This window comes from Bordetella bronchialis (assembly GCF_001676705.1).
Taxonomy (GTDB): Bacteria; Pseudomonadota; Gammaproteobacteria; order Burkholderiales; family Burkholderiaceae_B; genus Bordetella_C; species Bordetella_C bronchialis.
Genome location: NZ_CP016170.1, coordinates 5818322 through 5841800 on the forward strand (window position 1 = coordinate 5818322; position 23479 = coordinate 5841800).

General features: G+C 65.4%; 16 protein-coding genes and 4 tRNA genes. 2 read left to right on the top strand and 18 right to left on the bottom strand.

The genetic code is table 11. The annotated features are described in order from the left end of the window. The first annotated feature begins 223 nt into the window (after positions 1 to 223). Positions 224 to 1945, top strand: a complete 1722-nt coding sequence (locus BAU06_RS25640; RefSeq protein ID WP_156770341.1) for a hypothetical protein — start codon at positions 224 to 226, stop codon at positions 1943 to 1945. A gap of 116 nt (positions 1946 to 2061) precedes the next feature. On the opposite strand, the gene rpoC is transcribed toward BAU06_RS25640, so the two are convergent. The 16 genes from rpoC to BAU06_RS25720 all read right to left on the bottom strand — a co-directional run bounded on the left by rpoC (position 2062) and on the right by BAU06_RS25720 (position 20624). Beyond that, positions 2062 to 6309, bottom strand: a complete 4248-nt coding sequence (gene rpoC, locus BAU06_RS25645; RefSeq protein ID WP_066357442.1) for a DNA-directed RNA polymerase subunit beta' — start codon at positions 6307 to 6309, stop codon at positions 2062 to 2064. Next, the gene (gene rpoB, locus BAU06_RS25650) at positions 6309 to 10421 is read right to left on the bottom strand and encodes a DNA-directed RNA polymerase subunit beta (protein ID WP_066357444.1); all 4113 of its coding nucleotides are present in this window, start codon (positions 10419 to 10421) and stop codon (positions 6309 to 6311) included. Before rpoB ends, rpoC begins: the two co-directional genes overlap by 1 nt. Before the next feature lie 170 nt (positions 10422 to 10591). Beyond that, positions 10592 to 10975, bottom strand: coding sequence for a 50S ribosomal protein L7/L12 (gene rplL / locus BAU06_RS25655; RefSeq protein ID WP_066357446.1), 384 nt, complete (start codon positions 10973 to 10975; stop codon positions 10592 to 10594). Positions 10976 to 11053: 78 nt separating this feature from the next. Continuing rightward, on the bottom strand, positions 11054 to 11578 hold the full coding sequence (gene rplJ / locus BAU06_RS25660) for a 50S ribosomal protein L10 (RefSeq protein ID WP_066357449.1): 525 nt from the start codon (positions 11576 to 11578) through the stop codon (positions 11054 to 11056). A gap of 282 nt (positions 11579 to 11860) precedes the next feature. Next, complete coding sequence (gene rplA, locus BAU06_RS25665) at positions 11861 to 12565, bottom strand: 50S ribosomal protein L1 (RefSeq protein WP_066357450.1); 705 nt, start codon at positions 12563 to 12565, stop codon at positions 11861 to 11863. Positions 12566 to 12567: 2 nt separating this feature from the next. Next, complete coding sequence (rplK, locus tag BAU06_RS25670; protein WP_066357453.1) at positions 12568 to 12999, bottom strand: 50S ribosomal protein L11; 432 nt, start codon at positions 12997 to 12999, stop codon at positions 12568 to 12570. A gap of 76 nt (positions 13000 to 13075) precedes the next feature. After that, positions 13076 to 13609: a transcription termination/antitermination protein NusG gene (gene nusG, locus BAU06_RS25675; RefSeq protein ID WP_066357456.1), complete on the bottom strand. Its 534-nt coding sequence runs from the start codon at positions 13607 to 13609 to the stop codon at positions 13076 to 13078. Between the two features lie 10 nt (positions 13610 to 13619). Further along, positions 13620 to 14000 (bottom strand): preprotein translocase subunit SecE, encoded by a 381-nt coding sequence (gene secE, locus BAU06_RS25680; protein WP_066359792.1) that lies wholly within the window; start codon positions 13998 to 14000, stop codon positions 13620 to 13622. 72 nt (positions 14001 to 14072) lie between these two features. Further along, positions 14073 to 14148: transfer RNA gene (locus tag BAU06_RS25685), tRNA-Trp, on the bottom strand. Between the two features lie 405 nt (positions 14149 to 14553). After that, the gene (gene tuf, locus BAU06_RS25690) at positions 14554 to 15744 is read right to left on the bottom strand and encodes an elongation factor Tu (protein WP_066357411.1); all 1191 of its coding nucleotides are present in this window, start codon (positions 15742 to 15744) and stop codon (positions 14554 to 14556) included. Positions 15745 to 15795: 51 nt separating this feature from the next. Further along, positions 15796 to 15870, bottom strand: a tRNA-Thr gene (locus tag BAU06_RS25695). A 67-nt stretch (positions 15871 to 15937) separates the two neighbouring features. Next, positions 15938 to 16011, bottom strand: a tRNA-Gly gene (locus tag BAU06_RS25700). 328 nt (positions 16012 to 16339) lie between these two features. Next, positions 16340 to 16426, bottom strand: a tRNA-Tyr gene (locus tag BAU06_RS25705). Between the two features lie 92 nt (positions 16427 to 16518). Further along, on the bottom strand, positions 16519 to 17709 hold the full coding sequence (locus tag BAU06_RS25710; RefSeq protein ID WP_066357458.1) for an iron-containing alcohol dehydrogenase: 1191 nt from the start codon (positions 17707 to 17709) through the stop codon (positions 16519 to 16521). A 57-nt stretch (positions 17710 to 17766) separates the two neighbouring features. Then, entirely contained in the window at positions 17767 to 19155 is a 1389-nt protein-coding gene (locus BAU06_RS25715; protein ID WP_066357461.1) for an aldehyde dehydrogenase family protein, read from the bottom strand. Between the two features lie 83 nt (positions 19156 to 19238). After that, the gene (locus BAU06_RS25720; RefSeq protein ID WP_066357463.1) at positions 19239 to 20624 is read right to left on the bottom strand and encodes a glutamine synthetase family protein; all 1386 of its coding nucleotides are present in this window, start codon (positions 20622 to 20624) and stop codon (positions 19239 to 19241) included. Between the two features lie 171 nt (positions 20625 to 20795). Between BAU06_RS25720 and BAU06_RS25725 the strand changes: the two genes are divergently transcribed. Then, entirely contained in the window at positions 20796 to 21530 is a 735-nt protein-coding gene (locus BAU06_RS25725) for a DeoR/GlpR family DNA-binding transcription regulator (protein ID WP_231933961.1), read from the top strand. Positions 21531 to 21540: 10 nt separating this feature from the next. On the opposite strand, the gene BAU06_RS25730 is transcribed toward BAU06_RS25725, so the two are convergent. Both BAU06_RS25730 and BAU06_RS25735 read right to left on the bottom strand, forming a co-directional pair. Continuing rightward, on the bottom strand, positions 21541 to 22542 hold the full coding sequence (locus tag BAU06_RS25730) for an asparaginase (RefSeq protein ID WP_066357471.1): 1002 nt from the start codon (positions 22540 to 22542) through the stop codon (positions 21541 to 21543). Then, positions 22535 to 23452: a ParB/RepB/Spo0J family partition protein gene (locus BAU06_RS25735; protein ID WP_066357474.1), complete on the bottom strand. Its 918-nt coding sequence runs from the start codon at positions 23450 to 23452 to the stop codon at positions 22535 to 22537. Before BAU06_RS25735 ends, BAU06_RS25730 begins: the two co-directional genes overlap by 8 nt. Positions 23453 to 23479 lie beyond the last annotated feature (27 nt).

Genomic DNA, 23479 nt, shown 5'->3' on the forward strand with positions numbered 1-23479 from the left:
GCCGTCCCTGGGGTGAACGGGCCGGCGGGGATCGCCGCGATTCTCCGGCGGAATATTCCCACGCGCGGCGATACGACGGCGCCGCCACGAATGGGGTGCACGCCGACAGACCCCGCGACAGGCACGCCATAGACTCGGCCTATTCCCAGCAAACTACCGCCGATCCTGGCGACGCGTATCGCCGGCTGGACGCGGGCGGCATGGCGCCGCGGCGCAACCGACGATGACAGACGTCCCAACCAAGAGTCGTGGCGCCGGTACCCCAGCGACACGCCAGCCCGCCCCCATCGGCAAGGTGGGCGACAAACGCTTCACCGCCCAACCCGAATCCGCGCACCGCATCGCCGCCCTGGCGGCGCCGCCCGGCAAGGGTGGCATGCTGGGCGGCGTCCGGCGGCTATTGCGTGCCGCGATGCACGGTTCGATGCCGCGTGCCGGCAGCCCCTTGCGCCAGGCCCGCCTGGGCCTGGATGCCGCCTACGAATCCTTGCTAAGGACGCTACTGGGCGGCGCCGAACCGCACGGGCCGCGCATGGCTTTCGCCCTGGCCGAAACCCTGGCCACCGAAGCCGCCTATGTCGCCGCCGGCGGGCGCGTGGCGGCGCCGGGCACTGGGCACGCCAGGCCGGGCCACGTGGGGCCGGGCCACGGCGGGCCGGGCCATTCCCGGACCGCGCCATCGGACGCCAGCGTGTACGCCAGCGGCCTGACGGGCACCGGGCACACCACCGGTCATGGCGAGGCGAGCACCCCGTATTCCCCCCCATTGGCGGCATACGCGTTCACCGAACTGCTCCTGCTGCGCGAGTATCTGCCGCGGATATCCATGGCGGGGCCGGACCGGATAGCGCCCGGGCCCTGCGCGCGCTTGACCGTCGAACGCACCTGCGGGGCCGTCGAACACGAGATCGCCGCGCGCGAACACGCCTTCGCCACCGTGTTGCGCATCCTCGGCCAGGACGCGGTTACGCCCGAAGACCTGGAAGGCCCCTTGCGCCATCTCGCCGCCGTGGTCAGCAACCGCGAGCGGCGCGGGGAAAGCCCCATCCGTTTCCTGAGCGACCTGGCCGACGGACGGGGAAACGCCGAACTCGAAAACGCCGCGGCCGCGCTGGCGTCCAACCCCCTGCGCGCGGCGTTCGACACGGGGTCCATTCCCGGCACGCATGGGCGGCTGACGATCTCGGCCTATGACGGCGGGGTAAAGACCTGCGCCCGCGTCCTGAAAAACGCCCTGGACCAATGCATGCGATCGCGGCTCATCATCCGCGCGCGGCTCATCCTGAAGCAGGACTGCGAGAACGACCGCGGCGCATCGGAAACGCTGCGCGTGGTCTTCGACATGCTGGCGCAGGGCGTCGGGGCGATGAACGGCGATGCCCCGCTCACCCGCAGCCAGCGCGACGCGCAGGTGACGGCCCTGCTCGCCAAGGCACTGGTCGGCACCGATGGCCTGGACGTGCAGCGCTACGTGGCCGGCATGTCGGATGCCACGCTGCGGGTGTTCGAACGGCATTTGCCCTTCCTGCCGGCGCCGCGGCGCAAGGCGGTGCTGCATATCATCGAGCACGAGCGCCGCCAGCGCGCCGATGGCGATCCCGCTTCGCGGCCGGGCGAGCGGTCCGCCGGACAGCTGTTCTCGCGCACGATGGGCCGCGTGGGCATGCAGGCCACGCCCATCCTGGCGCGGCTTTTCGCGCGCGTGCAACTCGATCTGCGCCGCCATGCCGCGGGCGAACGTAGCGGTCCGGAGCGCGAGCCGGCGCCCGATGCGCTGACGCGCATGTCTTTCGATGTCACGGCGCGCACCAACGGCGATTACGAGGTTTCCGTCACCGCCAACCTGGCTCCGCAGCGTGGCGACAACGCCGTATCGCTGATCTACAAGAGCCGCATCGCGCCCGATTTCCGGCCCTTGCACGGGTCCTTCCGGCAAACGCGATAACGGCGATCGGGCCACCCACCGGGCAAAAAAAACCCCAGGGATCGGACAGCCGTCCTTTCCCTGGGGTTTTGCCGCTGCCGGGGCGGCGAGACCCGTCGTATGACGGGCCCGGGGCCTTATTCGGCGCCCTGTTCGGGGCCGTTCTCCGGCGCGGATTCGCCTTCGCTATCCGAGCCGACGGTAACCGGCGACTCCTCGAAAGGATTCGCCAGCTGGCGCGCGGCTTCGCGTTCCGCCGCTTCCAGCGCTTCCTTGTCCTTGCGGGCAAGGTGGTAGGCCAGGCCGGTACCGGCGGGGATCAGGCGACCCACGATGACGTTTTCCTTCAGGCCGCGCAGATCGTCCCGCTTGCCCATGATGGCGGCTTCGGTCAGGACACGCGTGGTCTCCTGGAAGGAAGCGGCCGAGATGAAGGAATCCGTCGACAGCGAGGCCTTGGTGATGCCCAGCAGGACGTTCTCGTACGTGGCGGGACGCTTGTCCTGGGCGACGACGCGGTCGTTCTCGTTCAGCAGTTCCGAACGCTCGACCTGTTCGCCAGGGATGAACTCCGTATCGCCCGCATCGACGATGTTCACGCGACGCAGCATCTGGCGAACGATCACCTCGATGTGCTTGTCGTTGATCTTCACGCCTTGCAGACGGTACACGTCCTGCACTTCGTCCACGATGTAGGTCGCCAGCTTCTCGATGCCCTGCAGGCGCAGGATGTCGTGCGGGTCCGCCGGACCGTCCACGATCATTTCGCCCTTGTTCACCACCTGGCCGTCGTGCACCAGCACCTGCTTTTCCTTCGGAATCAGGAACTCGTGGCTGACGCCTTCCAGGTCGGTGATGACCAGGCGCTGCTTGCCCTTGGTGTCCTTGCCGAACGAGACCGTACCCGTGACGTCGGCCAGCATGCCGGCGTCCTTGGGCGAACGGGCTTCGAACAGCTCGGCCACGCGCGGCAGGCCGCCGGTAATGTCGCGGGTCTTCTGCGATTCCTGCGGGATACGCGCCAGCACCTCGCCCACCGAGACCTGCTGGCCGTCGCGCACCGTGATCAGGGCGCCGACCGGGAACGAGATGTTCACCGAGTGATCGGTGCCGGCGATCTTGACCTCTTCGCCGGACTCGTTGACCAGCTTGATCTGCGGCCGCATGACGATCTTGCCGCCGCGGGTCTTGGGCGTGATGACGACCAGCGTCGACAGGCCGGTGACTTCGTCCACCTGCTTGGCGACCGTGACGCCTTCCTCGATGTTCTCGAAGCGCACCTGGCCGGCGTATTCCGACACGATGGGACGGGTCAGCGGATCCCAGCTGGCAAGGCGGGCGCCGGCCTTGACGGCTTCGCCGTCGCCGACCAGCACCGTCGCGCCGTACGGGATCTTGTGGCGCTCGCGTTCGCGGCCGTTGTCGTCATGGATGACGATTTCGCCGGAACGCGAAATGGCCACGCGCTCGCCCTTCGCGTTGGTGACGTAGCGCATCGTGCTGGCGAAGCCCACCGTACCGTTGGACTTGGTCTCCACCGCGCTGGCCAGGGCCGAACGAGAGGCCGCGCCACCGATGTGGAAGGTACGCATGGTCAGCTGCGTGCCCGGTTCGCCGATGGACTGCGCGGCGATGACACCGACGGCTTCGCCGACGTTGACCATGTAGCCGCGGCCCAGGTCGCGGCCGTAGCAATGCGCGCACAGGCCATGACGCGTTTCGCAGGTCAGCGGCGTGCGGACCTTGACTTCGTCCACGCCGATGCGGTCGATCAGGTCGACCAGGTCTTCGTCCAGCAGCGTGCCGGCCTCGATGGCGGTTTCCTGCGTGTCCGGGTTGACGATGTCCACCGCGGCCACGCGGCCCAGGATGCGGTCGCGCAGCGGTTCGATGACTTCACCGCCTTCGACCAGCGCCTTCATCGAGTAGCCTTGCGAAGTGCCGCAATCGTCCTCGATGATGACCAGGTCCTGCGTCACGTCGACCAGGCGGCGAGTCAGGTAGCCCGAGTTCGCGGTCTTCAGCGCCGTATCGGCCAGGCCCTTACGCGCACCGTGCGTCGAGATGAAGTACTGCAGTACGTTCAGGCCTTCGCGGAAGTTCGCGGTGATGGGCGTCTCGATGATGGAGCCGTCCGGCTTGGCCATCAGGCCGCGCATGCCGGCCAGCTGGCGGATCTGCGCCGCGGAGCCGCGCGCGCCGGAGTCGGCCATCATGTAGATGGAGTTGAAGGACTCCTGGCGCACTTCCTCACCGTGACGGTTGGTCACGGGCTCGGTGGCCAGCTGTTCCATCATCGCCTTGCCGACCTTGTCGCCGGCCTTGCCCCAAATGTCCACCACGTTGTTGTAGCGTTCCTGGGACGTGACCAGACCCGACGAGTACTGCTTGTCGATTTCCTTCACTTCGCGGCTGGCTTCGGCAAGGATGGTTTCCTTGGCCGAAGGAATCAGCATGTCGTTCATGGCGATCGAGATGCCGCCGCGCGTCGCCAGGCGGAAGCCCGACTGCATCAGCTTGTCGGCGAAGATCACCGTGTCGCGCAGGCCGCAGCGACGGAAGGACTGGTTGATCAGGCGCGAGATTTCCTTCTTCTTCAGTGCCTTGTTCAGCACGGAGAAGGGCAGGCCGCGGGGCAGGATTTCCGACAGCAGTGCACGGCCGACGGTGGTCTCGTAGCGGCGCACGACGGGCTGCCATTCGCCCTGCTCGTCTTTCTCGTATTCCTTCAGGCGCACGGTGATGCGGCTTTGGAGTTCGACTTCGCCGTTGTCATAGGCGCGCTGCACTTCCGCCACGTCGGTGAAGAAAATCCCTTCGCCGCGGCCGTTGATGCGTTCGCGCGTCGTGTAGTACAGGCCCAGCACGATGTCCTGGGACGGCACGATGGACGGTTCGCCGTTGGCCGGGAACAGCACGTTGTTGGAGGCCAGCATCAGCGTGCGGGCTTCCAGCTGCGCTTCCAGCGACAGCGGGACGTGCACGGCCATCTGGTCGCCGTCGAAGTCGGCGTTGAAGGCCGCGCAGACGAGCGGATGCAGCTGGATCGCCTTGCCTTCGATCAGCACCGGTTCGAAGGCCTGGATGCCCAGGCGGTGCAGCGTCGGCGCGCGGTTCAGCATCACCGGATGCTCGCGGATGACCTCTTCCAGGATGTCCCACACCACGGGTTCCTGGCTTTCCACCAGCTTCTTCGCGGCCTTGATGGTCGTTGCCAGACCCATCATTTCCAGGCGGTTGAAGATGAAGGGCTTGAACAGCTCCAGCGCCATCAGCTTGGGCAGGCCGCACTGATGCAACTTGAGCTGCGGACCCACCACGATGACCGAGCGGCCGGAGTAGTCCACCCGCTTGCCCAGCAGATTCTGGCGGAAACGACCGCTCTTGCCCTTGATCATGTCGGCCAGGGACTTCAGCTGGCGCTTGTTGGCGCCCGTCATGGCCTTGCCGCGGCGGCCGTTGTCGAGCAGCGAGTCGACGGCTTCCTGCAGCATGCGCTTTTCGTTGCGCAGAATGATTTCCGGCGCCTTCAGTTCCAGCAGGCGCTTCAGGCGGTTGTTCCGGTTGATGACGCGGCGATACAGGTCGTTCAGGTCGGAGGTCGCGAAGCGGCCGCCGTCCAGCGGCACCAGCGGACGCAGGTCCGGCGGCAGCACGGGCAGCACTTCCATGACCATCCACTCGGGCTTGATGCCCGACTTCTGGAAGCCTTCCAGCACCTTCAGGCGCTTGGAGATCTTCTTGATCTTGGCTTCCGAACCGGTGGCCTTCAATTCGCCGCGCAGCGTTTCCACTTCGCGGTCGATGTCGATGGTGCGCAGCAGTTCGCGCACGGCTTCCGCGCCCATCAGCGCGCGGAAGTCATCGCCGTATTCCTCGGTCTTGGCCAGGAAGTCGTCGTCCGACATGATCTGGCCGCGCTTGAGCGGCGTCATGCCGGGTTCGATCACGCACCAGGCTTCGAAGTACAGGACGCGCTCGATATCGCGCAGCGTCATGTCCAGCACCATGCCCAGGCGCGACGGCAGGCTCTTCAGGAACCAGATGTGCGCGACGGGGCTGGCCAGTTCGATGTGGCCCATGCGCTCGCGGCGCACCTTGGCGACCGTGACTTCGACGCCGCACTTCTCGCAGATCACGCCACGGTGCTTCAGGCGCTTGTACTTGCCGCACAGGCACTCGTAGTCCTTGATCGGCCCGAAGATCTTCGAGCAGAACAGGCCGTCGCGCTCCGGCTTGAACGTCCGGTAGTTGATGGTTTCGGGCTTGCGGACTTCGCCGTAAGACCACGAACGGATTTTCTCGGGCGAGGCAATGCCGATGCGGATCGCATCGAACTGCTCGTCTTGCGAGACTTGCTTGAAAAGGTCGAGTAGCGCTTTCATTAGTTACGCTCCAAATCCATGTCCAGGGCCAGCGAGCGGATTTCCTTGACCAGCACGTTGAAGGATTCCGGCATACCCGCGTCGATGACGTGATCGCCCTTGACGATGTTCTCGTAAACCTTGGTACGGCCGGTGATGTCGTCCGACTTGACCGTGAGCATTTCCTGCAGGGTGTAGGAAGCGCCGTAGGCTTCCAGCGCCCACACTTCCATTTCCCCGAAACGCTGGCCGCCGAACTGCGCCTTGCCGCCCAGCGGCTGCTGGGTAACGAGCGAGTACGGACCGGTCGAACGCGCGTGCATCTTGTCGTCGACCAGGTGGTGCAGCTTCAGGTAATGCATATAGCCAACGGTGACCGGACGTTCGAATTTCTCGCCGGTACGGCCGTCGAACAGCCACGCCTGGGTGCGGGTATCGGTCAGCTGCATGCGCTTGGCCACCTCATCGGGATAGGCCAGCTCCAGCATCTTGCCGATTTCCTCTTCGGTCGCGCCGTCGAACACCGGGGTCGCGAAGGGCACGCCTTCCTTCAGGTTGCGGGCCATTTCGATGACTTCGTCGTCGGTCAGGTCGGCCACGCGCGCACCGGTTCCGGTCGTGTTGTAGACCTTCTCCAGATAGGCGCGCAGCGACTTGGCCTGCGCCGTGCGCTCGTCGCGCAGCATTTCGCCGATGCGCTGGCCCACGCCCTTGGCCGCCCAGCCCAGATGGACTTCGAGCACCTGTCCGACGTTCATCCGCGAGGGCACGCCCAGCGGGTTCAGCACGATGTCCACCGGCGTACCGTCGGCCATGTGCGGCATGTCCTCGACCGGCGTAATGCGCGAGACCACGCCCTTGTTGCCGTGACGGCCGGCCATCTTGTCGCCGGGCTGCAGGCGGCGCTTGACGGCCAGGTACACCTTGATCATCTTCAGCACGCCGGGCGGCAGTTCGTCGCCTTGCGTCAGCTTCTTACGCTTTTCCTCGAAGGCCAGGTCGAACTGGTGGCGCTTCTGCTCCAGCGATTCCTTGGCCTGCTCCAGCACCAGCGCGTGCTGCTCGTCGGCCAGGCGGATGTCGAACCACTGCCAGCGGTCCAGGTCGGACAGGTAGGCCTTGGTGACGGTGGCGCCCTTGGCCAGCTTGCGCGGACCGCCGTTGACCGTCTTGTTGACCAGCATCTTCTCGATACGGTCGAACTGGTCGTTCTCGACGATGCGCAGCTGGTCGTTCAGGTCCTGGCGATAGCGGCGCAGTTCATCGTCGATGATGGACTGGGCGCGCTTGTCGCGCACGATGCCTTCGCGGGTGAAAACCTGCACGTCGATCACCGTGCCGGTCATGCCGGACGGCACGCGCAGCGAGGTGTCCTTCACGTCCGAAGCCTTTTCGCCGAAGATCGCGCGCAGCAGCTTTTCTTCCGGCGTCAGCTGGGTCTCGCCCTTGGGCGTGACCTTGCCGACCAGCACGTCGTCGGGGCCGACTTCGGCGCCGATGTAGGTGATGCCGGAGTCGTCCAGGCGGTTCAGCTGCGTCTCGGCCAGATTGCTGATGTCGCGCGTGATTTCCTCGGGTCCGAGCTTGGTGTCGCGGGCGACCACGGTCAATTCCTCGATATGGATCGAGGTGTAGCGGTCATCGGCCACGACCTTTTCGGAGATCAGGATCGAGTCTTCGAAGTTGTAGCCGTTCCAGGGCATGAACGCGATCAGCATGTTCTGGCCCAGGGCGAGTTCGCCCAGGTCCGTCGATGCGCCATCGGCCAGGACGTCGCCCTTGGCGACCTTGTCGCCGCGGGCCACGATGGGCCGCTGGTTGATGTTCGTGTTCTGGTTGGAACGCGTGTACTTGATCAGGTTGTAGATGTCCACGCCGACTTCGCCAGCGACGTTTTCCTCGTCATTGACGCGGATCACGATGCGGTCCGCATCGACGTGGTCGACCACGCCGCCCCGCAGCGCCTGCACGGTGGTGCCGGAGTCGACCGCCACGGTGCGCTCGATGCCGGTGCCGACCAGGGGCTTTTCGGGACGCAGGCAGGGCACGGCCTGGCGCTGCATGTTGGCGCCCATCAGAGCCCGGTTCGCATCGTCGTGCTCCAGGAACGGAATCAGCGACGCGGCGACCGACACGATCTGCGACGGCGCGACGTCCATGTAGTGCACGTTGCCCGGCGCGGTCAGCATGGTTTCGCCGGCTTCGCGGCAAGCCACCAGGTCGTCGACGAAACGGCCTTCATCGTCCAGCGCGGCGTTCGCCTGCGCGATCACGTAGTGGCTTTCCTCGATGGCCGACAGATAGTCGATCTGGTCGCTGACCTTGCCGTCGATCACCTTGCGATACGGCGTCTCCAGGAAGCCGTATTCGTTCAGGCGGGCGTACAGCGCCATGGAGTTGATCAGGCCGATGTTCGGGCCTTCCGGCGTTTCGATCGGGCAGACGCGGCCATAGTGCGTGGGATGCACGTCGCGCACTTCGAAGCCGGCGCGTTCGCGGGTCAGGCCGCCCGGGCCCAGCGCGGATACGCGCCGCTTGTGCGTGATCTCCGACAGCGGGTTGGTCTGGTCCATGAACTGCGACAGCTGGCTCGAGCCGAAGAACTCTTTGATCGCCGCGGAAATCGGCTTGGAGTTGATCAGGTCGTGCGGCATCAGGTTTTCGGTCTCGGCCTGGCCCAGGCGTTCCTTGACGGCGCGCTCGACGCGCACCAGGCCGGCGCGGAACTGGTTTTCCGCCAGTTCGCCGACGCAACGCACGCGGCGGTTGCCCAGGTGGTCGATATCGTCGATCTGGCCACGGCCGTTACGCAGCTCGACCAGCACCTTGATGGTCGCGAGGATGTCCTCGTTGGTCAGCGTCATGGGACCGGTGATGTCGTCGCCGCGACCCAGGCGGCTGTTGACCTTCATGCGGCCCACGCGCGACAGATCGTAGGTTTCCTCGCTGTAGAACAGGCGCTGGAACAGCGCTTCGACGGCTTCTTCCGTGGGCGGCTCGCCGGGGCGCATCATGCGATAGATGGCCACGCGCGCCGCCATCTGGTCGGCGGTTTCGTCGGTGCGCAGGGTCTGCGAGATGTACGGACCACGATCCAGGTCGTTGGTGTACAGCGTCTGGAATTCCTTGATGTTGGCGGCGCGCAGCGCGCTCAGCACGCTTTCCGTGATCTCGTCATTGGCGTGCGCGACGACCTCGCCGGTGTCGCCATCGACGATGTTCTTGGCCAGCACGCGGCCGTACAGGAATTCCTCGGGGACCGAGATGCGCTCGATGCCGCCCGCGGCCAGGTCGCGCAGGTGCTTGGCGTTGATGCGCTTGTCTTTTTCGACGATGACCTTGCCCGACTTGTCATTGATGTCGAAGCGCGCCATTTCGCCCTTCCAGCGCTCGGGGATGAATTCCATCATCGCGCCTTCGGGCTGCAGGTCGAAGCGGTCGAAATCGAAGAATTCGCCCAGGATGCTTTCCGGCGTCATGCCGATGGCCTTCAGCAGGATGGTCACCGGCATCTTGCGGCGGCGGTCCACGCGGAAGAACAGGACGTCCTTGGGATCGAATTCGAAGTCCAGCCAGGACCCGCGGTAGGGGATCACGCGCGCGGAGAACAGCAGCTTGCCGGAGCTGTGCGTCTTGCCGCGGTCGTGCTCGAAGAACACGCCAGGCGAACGATGCAGCTGCGACACGATCACGCGTTCGGTGCCGTTGATGACGAAGGAACCGGTGCCCGTCATGAGCGGAATCTCGCCCATGTAGACTTCCTGTTCCTTGACTTCCTTCACGGTCGGCTTGCTGACTTCACGATCCAGCAGCACCAGGCGGACCTTCGCGCGCAGGGGCGACGCGTAGGTCAAGCCACGCTGCTGACATTCCTTGACATCGAACACCGGCTCGCCCAGCACATAGCTGACGAACTCCAGACGCGCCATTCCGTTGTGGCTGACGATGGGGAAGATGGACGTGAACGCCGCCTGCAGACCATCGTTGGCTCTCTGCGACGGGGGCGTATCCGCCTGCAGAAAAGTTAGGTAGGATTGAAGCTGTGTCGCGAGCAGGAAGGGAACGTTCTGGACGTCCTCCCGCTTGGCGAAGCTTTTGCGGATGCGCTTTTTTTCGGTGTACGAGTAAGGCATGAGCACTCCGACTCGAGGTTGCATGGGCCGTCAACCACGGCCCGGGGTGATACGACGCTGATACGACTCCAGGGAACCCCGCTGAACCCCACTGCCAACTAGGGTTTCCTGGAAACGCAAAAGCCCGGGGACGGCAAACTGCGCTGTCCCCGGGCAACTGGCAAAAGGTCTTACTTGACTTCGACCTTGGCGCCAGCTTCTTCCAGCTTCTTCTTCGCAGCTTCGGCGTCAGCCTTGGCGATGCCTTCCTTGACGGGCTTCGGCGCGCCGTCGACCAGGTCCTTGGCTTCCTTCAGACCCAGGCCGGTCAGTTCGCGCACGGCCTTGATGACGCTGACCTTGTTCGCGCCGGCTTCAGCCAGGACGACGGTGAACTCGGTCTGCTCTTCAGCGGCGGCGGCAGCACCACCACCGGCGGCGGGGGCGGCGACGGCCACGGCGGCGGCAGCGGCCGACACGCCAAACTTCTCTTCCATATCCTTGATCAGCTCGGACAGTTCGAGCACGGTCATGCCAGCGATGGCGTCAAGGATTTCAGCTTTGCTAAGTGCCATTTTTCAAGAACTCCAGATATTGGTAATGCCAGGTTCGGTGTCGCTTCGTCGAACAACGATTTCCGGGAAAGACGGGCCTCAGGCCGCGGCCTTCTGGTCGCGCACGGCGGCAAGGCCACGAGCGAACTTGGTCGGAACTTCGTTGAGCGTACGTGCAAATTGCGCAATCGGGGCTTGCATGGTGCCCATCAACTTCGACAGCAACTCCTCGCGAGAAGGCAGCGTGGCCAGGGCCTTGACGCCTTCCTGGTTCAACAGGTTGTTGGGCAGCGAGCCCCCCTTGATGACCAGCTTGTCGTTGGTTTTGGCGAAGTCGGAAAGGACCTTGGCCGGCGCGACCGGATCGGCGCTGATACCGTAGATCAGCGGACCGGTCAGCTGCTTGGACAGCGGCTCGAAAGCCGTGCCGTTCACAGCGCGACGAGCCAGCGTGTTCTTCAGAACACGCAGGTACACGCCCGATTGACGCGCAGTCTTGCGCAGTACGGTGACGGAGGCGACGTCCAGACCACGGTACTCGGCGATAACAATCGATTGAGCCTTGGCGACTTGCGCCGCGACTTCCTCGATTACCACCGCTTTCTCTTGGCGATTGAGACTCACGGTTTGAACACTCCATCAAAAGACGTTTCGGGAGGGAGCCCGGAACGTCAACCGAATGCGGCGACCTGGTCGAGTTCTTCTGAAAAGAAATCTTCCATGGGACGCCGTCTACGCTGGATCCGAACCGAACGGGCTTCGGGATTAAGCTCGGCGCCGGCTTGGACCCTTCTTGCGAAGGGCCGGATGCGCGACGACTTGCTCCAGCGGTCTTTGACAGCAACGTCCGGACGGATCCGGACGCAGCCCAAAGTTCTATATTGCCTGCTTTCCGACGGTAGGCGCTCAGGCGGCCGGCGTCGTCAGCGAGGCGATTTCGACGCGAGCGCCGCCGCCCATCGTGGACGAGACGGCCAGCTTGCGCAGATACACGCCCTTGGCGGCAGCCGGGCGCGCCTTGTTCAGGGCGTCGACCAGCGCGGCCAGGTTGGTCTGCAGCTGCTCCACGCCGAAGGAGGCGCGGCCGATCGTGGCATGCACGATACCCGCCTTGTCGGTGCGGTACTGCACCTGGCCGGCCTTGGCGTTCTTCACGGCCGTGACGACGTCGGGCGTGACCGTGCCGACCTTGGGGTTCGGCATCAGGCCGCGCGGGCCCAGGATCTGGCCCAGCGCGCCGACCACGCGCATGGTGTCGGGCGAGGCGATGACCACGTCGAAATCGATCTGGCCACCCTTGATACGCTCGGCCAGGTCTTCCAGGCCGACGATGTCGGCGCCGGCAGCCTTGGCGGCCTCGGCCTTGTCGCCCTGGGCAAACACGGCGACGCGCACGCTCTTGCCGGTACCGGCGGGCAGCACCACGGAGCCACGGACCAGTTGGTCGGACTTCTTGGGGTCGATGCCCAACTGCACGGCCACGTCGACGGATTCGTCAAACTTGGCGGTGGCGGTTTCCTTGATCAGGTTGAGCGCCTCGTTGACCGGGTACAGCTTGGTACGGTCGATTTTTTCCCGCAGGGCGGCGGTACGCTTGGACAGTTTTGCCATGATCAGATCCCCTCAACCGTGATGCCCATGCTGCGGGCGCTGCCGGCAATGGTGCGCACCGCGGCTTCCAGATCGCCCGCCGTCAGGTCGGGTTCCTTGGTCTTGGCGATTTCCTCGGCCTGGGCACGGGTCAGCTTGCCCACCTTGTCGGTGTGGGGCTTGGGCGAACCCTTCTGCACGCCGGCCGCCTTCTTGATGAGGACCGTCGCGGGCGGGGTCTTCATGATGAAGGTGAAGCTCTTGTCCGCGAAGGCGGTGATCACCACCGGAATCGGCAGACCGGGCTCCATGCCCTGCGTCTTGGCGTTGAACGCCTTGCAGAACTCCATGATGTTCAGGCCGCGCTGACCCAGCGCCGGACCGATCGGGGGAGAGGGGTTAGCCTTACCAGCCGGCACTTGCAGCTTGATAAAGCCGACGATCTTCTTCGCCATGCTTTGCTCCTTGCGGGTTCAAACGCCCGCCATCGATGCGGGCTCCCCGGGGGATGAGGGTTGAAACAACAACGGATCAGGTCTTTTCGACCTGACTGAAATCCAATTCAACAGGGGTGGCCCGGCCAAAAATGGTGACGGACACACGCACCTTGCTTTTCTCGTAGTTGACTTCTTCGACGTTGCCGTTGAAGTCCGCGAACGGGCCTTCCTTGACGCGCACCATCTCGCCCACTTCGAACAAGACCTTGGGACGCGGCTTTTCGACGCCTTCGACCATCTGCGAAAGAATCTTCTCGACTTCTTTCTCGGAGATCGGCGTGGGCCGGTTGCCCGAGCCACCCAGGAAGCCGGTGACGCGGTTGGTGTTCTTGACCAGATGCCAGGTCTCGTCGGTCAGGTCCATCTCGACCAGGACATAGCCCGGGAAGATGCGCCGCTCGGAAATCGACTTCTGGCCGCCTTTCATTTCGACGACTTCTTCGGACGGCACCAGGATGCGGCCGAAGGAGGTTTGCAGTCCGGCCCGCTCGATGCGTTCGAGCAGCGCCTTGTGCACGCTTTTTTCCATGCCGGAATACACATGGACGACGTACCACCGTTTGCTCATGTGCCGTCCCTTATTTCCAGCCCAGCAGCAGGCCGTAAATGATCCACTCGATGCCCTTGTCGAGCACCCACATGAAAATGCCCATGACCGCGACGAACGCGAAAACGATGCCCGTCATCTGGGTCGTTTCCTTGCGCGTGGGCCACGAGACGCGTTTGACTTCGTTGTAGGATTCGTTGGCGAAGCTGAGCGTGCGGCGTCCGGGTTCGCTGAACCACGCAATGACAGCCGCGAGAACCAGCCCGCCGACGAAAACGCCGATACGGGCCGCCATGGGCTGCGAGCTCAACACCGAAAACCCGACGATGCCAGCAATGATGACGAGCACCGCCACGGCTAGCTTGACCCGATCGGCGGTACTGGTTACGGTTTCGACGCTGGTATTAGACATTTTGCGCTGCAAGCCCGCCGTATATGCGCGGCTCGCGATGATTTCCGGCAGGCTGGGGAGAGGAAGGCGGGTTGGCAGGGGCAGTAGGAATCGAACCTACAACCTTCGGTTTTGGAGACCGACGCTCTGCCAATTGAGCTATACCCCTCTAGTCACGCACTGCTGTATATCAACCCGCCGCACAACGCGGCAAGATCGCTACACAGCCAGCTAGAGACCCTTACCTTCGTTCCCAACCGGGGCCACCGCCTGGATTCGCTTGAATCGAATCGTTGAATCGAATTCGAATCCTTGAATCAAACCCATCAGGAAGGCCACTTGCAGGAAGGCCACTTGCCTGGGCGCTTACCCTGTTCCCGTCGCCAGGATGGTCTCGGGGGGCCCACGCCGGTTTTCCGACCTTTCCGGGAAAGAAATCCCGAACAAGCCAAAAAAACAGACCAAAAACGAAGGATGGAACCTTGCGGAACCATCCATAATACTACTTTTCTCGTCGGCTTGTCCAGCGGTTTTTCGGGCCCTGCGGACAGGGCCCCCGCCGCGGCGTCGGGAATTACTTGATGATCTTGGCAACCACGCCCGCGCCCACGGTACGGCCGCCTTCGCGGATCGCGAAACGCAGGCCTTCTTCCATGGCGATCGGGGCCAGCAGCGCCACCTTCATCGACACGTTATCGCCCGGCAGCACCATCTCCTTGTCCTTGGGCAGCTCGATCGTGCCCGTCACGTCCGTCGTGCGGAAGTAGAACTGCGGACGATAGCCGTTGAAGAACGGCGTGTGACGGCCGCCCTCTTCCTTGGACAGGATGTACACCTCGGCGTCGAAGTCCGTGTGCGGCGTGATCGAACCCGGCTTGGCCAGAACCTGGCCACGCTCGACTTCCTCACGCTTGGTGCCGCGCAGCAGAATCCCCACGTTGTCACCGGCCTGGCCCTGATCCAGCAGCTTGCGGAACATTTCCACGCCCGTGCAGGTCGTCTTCAGCGTCGGCTTGATGCCGACGATTTCGATTTCCTCGCCAACCTTGATCACGCCACGCTCGATACGACCGGTCACCACCGTGCCCCGACCCGAGATCGAGAACACGTCTTCCACCGGCATCAGGAACGTACCGTCGACCGCGCGCTCCGGCGTCGGGATGTACGTGTCCAGCGCCTCGGCCAGCTTCAGGATCGCCTGCTCGCCCAGCTCGCCCTTGTCGCCTTCCAGCGCCAGCTTGGCCGAACCCTTCACGATCGGCGTGTCGTCGCCAGGAAAATCGTACTTCGACAGCAGCTCGCGGACTTCCATTTCCACCAGCTCCAGCAGCTCCGCGTCATCGACCATGTCCGCCTTGTTCAGGAACACGATGATGTACGGCACGCCCACCTGCCGGCTCAGCAGAATGTGCTCGCGCGTCTGCGGCATCGGGCCGTCAGCGGCAGACACCACCAGGATCGCCCCGTCCATCTGCGCCGCGCCCGTGATCATGTTCTTCACATAGTCCGCGTGGCCCGGGCAGTCAACGTGCGCGTAGTGACGCGACTCCGTCTCGTATTCCACGTGCGCCGTGTTGATCGTGATCCCGCGCGCCTTCTCTTCCGGCGCCGCGTCGATCTGGTCGTACGCCTTCGCTTCACCGCCGAACTTGTTCGACAGCACCGTCGTGATCGCCGCCGTCAACGTCGTTTTGCCGTGGTCCACGTGACCGATCGTACCCACGTTCACGTGCGGCTTGGTACGTTCAAACTTGCCTTTTGCCATGGCTGACTCCTGACTGGATGTGCGGATCTGACTAAAGTGAAGACAAATGCGTGGTGCCCATGACGCGGATCGAACGCGTGACCTCTCCCTTACCAAGGGAGTGCTCTACCACTGAGCCACATGGGCGATAAAACTGGCCTGCTGCCTTGCAATTGCGCGGCCCGAACCGGGCCTGGCCGCGCACAGTAAAACCTGGAGCGGGTGAAGGGAATCGAACCCTCGTCGTAAGCTTGGAAGGCTTCTGCTCTACCATTGAGCTACACCCGCGGCGTACCGTTCCCCATCCTGCTCACCGCTGTCGCACCAGACTCGCGCACCGCCCATGCCGATGAGGTTCGCGCGACGGATGGCAAGCCCCAGACACTGCAAATCCAGGCCGACTTCGCCTGGATTCCGGTGGTTCCCGATGCCGGCGCGGGGCCTGGCGTCGAGTGCAGGGACGGTTGGCGACACCCCGCTTTCGCAGGCCGCGCCAGGGCATCCTTGCCTGGCTTGCATCACTACGTCGCACGCGAACGACTGGCAATCGGCCGGTCTTCCGGATGGCCCGACCCCGGTTTCGACCTGGGCCTGCTCCATTCCTGCGCGCGGTCTCTGGTGGAGGGGATTGGATTCGAACCAATGTAGGCGCAAGGCCAACAGATTTACAGTCTGCCCCCTTTAACCACTCGGGCACCCCTCCAGCGGAGAACTTGGAATTATGGTGACTTTCGGTGCCGGTGTCAAATCGCGCCGCGCAAGAATCGCGCCAGGTGCTGCGGCGGGCGTCTCCCCTCAGCCGGCCGCCGGGGCCGCGCGCTCGTCGAGCTGGCCCGCCACCGCGGCGCGGTATAGGGCGGCGTATTGCGCGGCATCGAAGGCAACGGGATTGGTGGCCGCGGACGGATCCGCCCGCGCCATCTGCCCTACCCGTTCCGCGTCATCGGCGTCCAGGCCGATGTCCGCCAGGCTATGGGGGATGCCGACCCGTTCGCGCAGCCCAAGGATCCAGGCCTGCACCCCCTCGGCCGAGGCCGCGGGCAGCGCCAGGTAGCGCGCCAGGGCGGCCAGGGGCGCCCGGATGGCGGCGGCATTCGCTTGCACCACATAGGGCATCAGGATGGCGTTGAGCATGCCGTGATGGGCGTCGTAAAGCGCGCCGAGCGGATGCGCCAGCGCGTGCATGGCGCCCAGGCCACGCTGGAAGGCCGTGGCCCCCATGCAGGATGCAACCAGCATATGGTGGCGCGCCGCCAGGTCCTGTCCGTCGGCCACCGCGCGCGGCAGGTTGTGATGGATCAGCCGCATGCCTTCCAGCGCGATACCGGCGGCCATGGGATGGTAGGCGGGAGAACAGTAGGCCTCCAGGCAATGGGATAAGGCATCCATGCCGGTGGCGGCCGTCACCTTCGGCGGCAGGCCGGTCGTCAGCGTGGCGTCCAGAATGACGGCGGCGGGCATCAGCCGCGGATGAAAGATCAGGCGCTTGAGATGGGCCTGTTCATCGGTGATGACCGCCACCCGCCCGACCTCCGATCCGGTCCCCGCCGTGGTGGGCACGGCGACGACGGGCGCCATGCCCTCTACCTTGGCGCGCAGGTAGTTGTCGCCCACGTCCTCGAAGTCCCACAGCGGGCGCTCCTGTCCCGCCATCAGCGCGATGGCCTTGCCCGCGTCCAGGGCGGATCCGCCACCGAAGGCGATGACGCCATCGTGGCCCCCTTCGCGAAAAGCCCGGACGCCGGCTTCGACATTGCGGCCGGTGGGGTTGCCCTTGATCTCGTGGAACACGGCGCAGTCCAGGCCCGCGTTCCCGCAGATTGCGATGGCCTGTTCCAGCATCGGCAGGGCCGCGATCCCGGGATCGGTCACGACCAGCGGTTTGCGCATGCCCAGCCCGGCGCAGAGACCCGGCAGTTCGGCGATGCGGCCCGGTCCCACCTTGATGGCCGTCGGATAATTCCAGTTCACATGAGGCAGTTCCATGGCTCACCTCCGCTGCATGGCGCCCGCCGGCGTGGCGGCGCCCTGGGCGCGCACGCTTCAAGCGATACGCAGATGAAAGGACTTGGGCTGGGTCAGTTGCTCGTAGCCGAGCCGGGACAGGGAGACGCCGCGCCCGCTGTCCTTGACGCCGGTCCACGCCAGCCCGGGATCGAGATAGTCGCAGCGGTTCATGAAGATGGTGCCCGCCTGGATGCGGCCGCCCAGCGCGACGGCCGCATCGCGGTCGCGCGTGAAAACCGCCGCGGTCAATCCATAGTTGCTGTCGTTGATCAGCGCGACGGCGTCGTCGTCGCCATCCACCGGCATGATGCCCGCCACCGGACCGAAGCATTCCTCGCGCATGACACGCATGGTGTGGTCGACACCGGTCAGCAAGGCCGGCGCGACATAGGCGGTGTCGTCGCGCGCGGCCGGAAAGTAGGCGGCATCGACGACGTTGCGCGCCCCCTGCGCCACGGCCTCGGCAACGACGTCGCGAATGGATGCCGCCGCGGCACGCCGGACCACCGGTCCCAGCGTGGTCTGCGCATCGCGCGGGTCGCCCAGTACATAGCGGTTGGTCAGCGCGGCTGCCTGGTCCACGAAGGCCAGGTACAGGCGGCGCGCGACGTAGATGCGCTGTATGCCGCAACAGGATTGCCCGGCATTGAAGAAGGCGCCGTCGACCAGTGTTTCCACGGCGGCCTCGATATCGGCGTCGCCACGCACGTAAGCCGCATCGTTGCCGCCCAGCTCCAGGCCGACGCCGATGAAGCGGCCGCTCGCGCTTTCCTCGACGGCGCGCCCGCCCCGCACGGAACCCGTGAAGGACACGAAGCGCACCGCCGGCGCGCGCACCAGCCGCTGCGTGGTGGCGTGGTCCGCATGGACATACGAGAACAACCCTTGTGGAAGGCCGGCGCCGTCAAAGGCCTGGTACAGCAGCTCGGCGCACAAGGGCGTCTGGTCGGAGTGCTTCAACACCACCGCATTGCCCGCCATGAGCGCGGGCACGATGCTGTTCACGGCCGTCAACAGCGGATAGTTCCATGGCGCGATGGTCAGGGTCACACCGAGCGGCTCGCGGCGGATGAAGCGTTCACGATCGCTGCCAGGCACGGCGGGCAGCGCCTGCAGCGCGGAGGCCGCGATGGCGATCATATGGTGGGCGCGCTGCGCGAAGCCGTCCACCTCGGACGGGGCATGGCGTATCGGCCGCCCCATCTGCATCGTGATCGACTGCGCGAACTCGTGCCGGCCAGCGACGACGCGCTCCACCGCCTGCGTCAGCAGGCGCGCGCGTTCCTCCAGGGCCGTATCGCGCCACTGGGCCTGCGCGGCCTGCGCCGACCGCAGCGTGCTCTGGATCTGCGCCTCGCTGGCGTAAGGCCGGCATACCACCTCGCGGCCGTCGATGGGACTGATGGTGATGAGTTCGCTGGACATGCCTGGGCCGCTCCATGATCGTGGCGGGACACAGCGGTGCCGCGGCGGAATGCGCGAACGCCGCATCCGCGGTGCGTCGCCTGCTAGATGATCTCGAAATACCGCGCGAGCTCCCAGTCCGTGACATGCTTGCGGAACATGCGCTCTTCCCATTCGCGGGTGGCGGCGTAATGGTCGACGAAGGCATCGCCGAACCATTCGCGCGCGGCGGCCGAATGTTTCAGGCGCTGCGCGGCCTCCCACAACGTGGTGGGCAGTTTCAGGGCCTGGGGGAAGTCCTGCGTGTACGCATTGCCGGCCACGGGCGCTTCCGGCTCCAGCTGTCGGTCGATGCCGTGCAGGCCCGATGCCAGCGCGGCCGCCAGCGCCAGATAGGGATTGGCATCCGCGGCGCCGATACGGAGCTCGACGCGTTGCGACTTGTCGCTGCCGGGGATGACGCGCACGGCGGTCGTGCGGTTCTCTATCCCCCAGGTGGCATCCAGCGGCGCCCAGAAGCCCGGTACCAGCCGCGAATAGCTGTTGATGGTCGGCGCATACAGCGCCATGAAGTCCGGCAGGTGGCGCTGCAGGCCGGCGACGAAGGCACGTTGCGTCGCACCGATGCCATGGGCCTGCGTGCTGTCGTGGAACGCCGATTTGCCCGTGGCGCGGTCGCGCAGCGAAACATGGATGTGGCCGCTTTGGCCGGAATGATGATGGGACCACTTTGCCATGAAGGTCGCCATCAGGCCATTCTGCTGGGCCAGCGCCTTGGTGAACGTCTTGAAAAGGAATCCCTTGTCGGCGGCGGCGGCGGCGCGGTCCACGGCGATGGCCGCTTCCAGGACACCGGGGCCGGTCTCCGTATGCAGGCCCTCGATGGGCATATCCATGCGTTCGCACATATCGAGAAGCTGGCGATAGAAATCGCTGTTCACCGTGCTGCGCAGCATGGAGTAGCCGAAGTTGCCGGGCGTCCAGGTCTGCAGGTCGCGATAGCCTTTTTCGCGCGCGGACTGCGGCGTTTCCCGGAACATGAAGAACTCGTACTCCAGCGCGGCATAGGCGTCGTAGCCCATCTCTTCGGCGCGCCGCAGCACCCGATGCAGCAGTTGGCGGGGACACACCTGCGCGGCCGTGCCGGTGAAATCGGCCAGGAACAACAACATGTCCTGGCCCGCCGGTCCTTTTTCCAGCGGCAGGCGGCGGCAGCTTGCAGGGTCGACGCGCATCTGCGCATCGGGATACGCGGTGTGCCATCCGGTGTAGCGGCCATTGTCGTAGAGCTGGTCGTCCACGTCCCAGCCGAACACCACGTCGCAGAACGCCAGGCCGCCTTCCAGCGCGGAGAGGAATTTTTCCTTGCGCAGATATTTGCCCAGCATCACCCCATCGATATCCGACAGGCCTATCTTGACGTGCGTCAGGGCGCTGGCCTGCACAAGGCGGGCAGCGTCGTCCGCGGTTCTTACCCCTTCTGCTTGCATGGTTCGACCACCCTGGGTTGAGTCAAAACCGTTAAGCGTCGGCGGGCGCGGGGCCCGGGCGCGTCCTGCGATCGAGTCTAGACACCTTGGCGCAAGTTTGCAAACATAGCCGCGGCGCAACGGCGGCGGACGATCATGTGGCAGGAAGAACGATATCAACGCATAAGGAAGATGCTGGAAGCCTTGCGCAGCGTGTCGACCGATCGCATCGTCGACGAACTGGGCGTATCGCGCGAGACGGTGCGCCGCGACCTGATCGCGCTGGAAGCCATGGGCGCCCTGCGCCGCTCGCACGGCGGCGCCGTGCTGCCGGACGGCGCGCCGCACGCGGCGGGAGGCCCGCCCGCGGACGGGCGCCATCTGCGTGCCATCGCCCGCGCGGTGGCCGGCAAGTTGACCAACGGCCAGACGCTGTTCATGGAGGCCGGCATCATGGCGGTGCCCATGGCCGATGCGCTATCGGCACTGCACGACATCACCCTGATCACCAACTCCTTCGACGCGGCCACGCGCGTGGCGGGCAGCGAGGATCACGCGGCCCACGGCAATCGCGTGTTCGTGCTGGGAGGCGCGGTACTGCCGCCGCTCGCGGCCACCCAGGGCGATCGCACCATCGCGGAAATCCATCGGCACACGGCGGATACCGCCCTGCTCTTCCCTAGCGGCATCGACGCCAGGCATGGCGCCACGCACGCCGATTTGGCGCGCGCCGAGCTGGGCCGCGCGATGGCCGCCAACGCGCGCGACATCGTGGTGATGGCCGACGACGCGCGCATCGCCGTCAATACGCGCGCGTCATACTGCGCGGCGGACCGGGTGAGCGTGCTGGTGACGAACCGCAAGTCGGAAGCCAAGGAAGGCTACGACATGCTGGCCGGCGCGGTGGGCCACGTCGTACTGGCGTGACGGGATGCCGCTAGGCGGCCTCGAAGCACCGGCGCAGGGCCGCGCGGTCGGTATTCGACATCAGGGCCAGCATGAGCAGTACGCGGGCTTTTTGCGGGTTCAGGTCGCCGGCCGCGATAAAGCCCAGGCCCTCGTCGTCGACTTCGACGTTGGGCGCCACATGGCCGCGGCCGGTGCGAGAGGCCCGCACGACGGCCACGCCGCGCGAGGCGGCATCCGCCAGCACGCGCATGGCATCCGCGCCGGCATTGCCATCGCCGACACCGGCCAGGACCAGCCCCTGGTAGCGCTGCGCCATGTATTCGACGACGTCGGCCTGCATATCGGCATGCGCGTACACGATGCCCACGCGCGGCCATTGGGCGGCATCTGGCAGCGGCGCGTCCGGCCAGGCCACGCGGCGCGCCGCTGCCGGCCGATGGAAACGGGGCCGCCCGGCCTGCATGACGCCGGCCGTGCCACGATCCGGGGAATCGAAGGCGGCAAGGCCGGTGGCGGCGATTTTCTGCACGCCGCGCGCGTCATGGATATGCTCGTTCATCAGCACCAGAGCGCCACGCCCGCGGGCCTGCTCGTGCGCCGCCAAAGCCACGGCGGCATACAGATTGGCGGGACCGTCGGCACCGAGCGCGGTGGCGGGCCGCATGGCGCCCGTCAGCACCAGCGGCTTGCCGGGCGCGGTGACCAGGTCGAGGAAATAGGCGGTTTCCTCCAGCGTATCTGTACCGTGCGTAACGACGATGCCGTCGATGGAGGCATCCGCAGCCAGGGCGCGGATGCGTGTCGCCAATGCGTGCCAGACGTCGTGGCGCATATCCTGGCTGCCGACATTGGCGATCTGTTCGGGCCGCAGCACGGCCATGCCGCCAAGGGCCGGAACCGCGGCAAGCAGGCGGCCGATATCGAAGGCCCCGGCGACATAGCCCACGGCCTGCGCCGCCGATTGCGCGCCGGCGATGGTGCCTCCGGTCGCCAAGACGGCGATGGTGGGCAGGCGACTGGCGTCAGGCATTGTCCAATACGCCGGAAAGGCCCTGCTTTTCCAGGAGGGCGTTGAGATGATCCCAGCCATGGAAATCGATGATGATCTGGCCCCGCTCGCGCGCGCCTATCTTCAGGCTGACGCGCGTGCCCAGCAGATCCGACATGGCTTCTTCCAGGCGCGCGACGTCGCGGGAATTGGCCACGCCCTTCTTGCGCGGGCTGGGCTCGGCTTCCTTCGCCGCCTTGGCCACCAGCTTTTCCGCATCGCGCACGGAAAGCCGCTTGGCGATGACCTGGTTGGCCAGTTGGATCTGCGTGGCACCATCCACGGCCAGCAGGGCGCGCGCATGGCCCATATCGATATCGCCAGCGAGCAGCATGGTCTGGACGGCCGGCGCCAGGTTCAGCAGGCGCAGCAGATTGCTGGTGGCGGAACGCGAGCGGCCGATCGCCTGCGCGGCCTGCTCATGCGTCAGGCCGAACTCGTCGAGCAGCCGGCGCACGCCGTGCGCTTCTTCCAGCGGGTTCAGGTCTTCGCGCTGGATGTTCTCGATGAGCGCCATGACGGCCGCGTTCTCGTCCGGGACCTCGCGCACCAGCACGGGTACTTCCTTCAAGCCGGCCAACTGTGCCGCGCGGAAGCGCCGTTCACCCGCGATGATTTCATATTGGCCCACCGCGCCATCGGCCAGCGGCCGCACCAGGATGGGCTGCATGATGCCCTGGGTGCGTATCGATTCCGCCAGCTCGTTCAGCGCGCCTTCGTCCATGCGCGTGCGCGGCTGGTATTTGCCGGCCCGCATGATGGACACCGGCAGGACGGTGGGCGGTCCTTTTGCCTCCGGCGCGGATTTACCCAGCGTTTCGATGGCGGGCATGTCGGCGCCAAGCAAGGCGTCCAGTCCGCGTCCGAGTCCTTTAGGTTTTTTGGTGGCCATAAGAAATATTCCCAGCGTGCCCGTCGG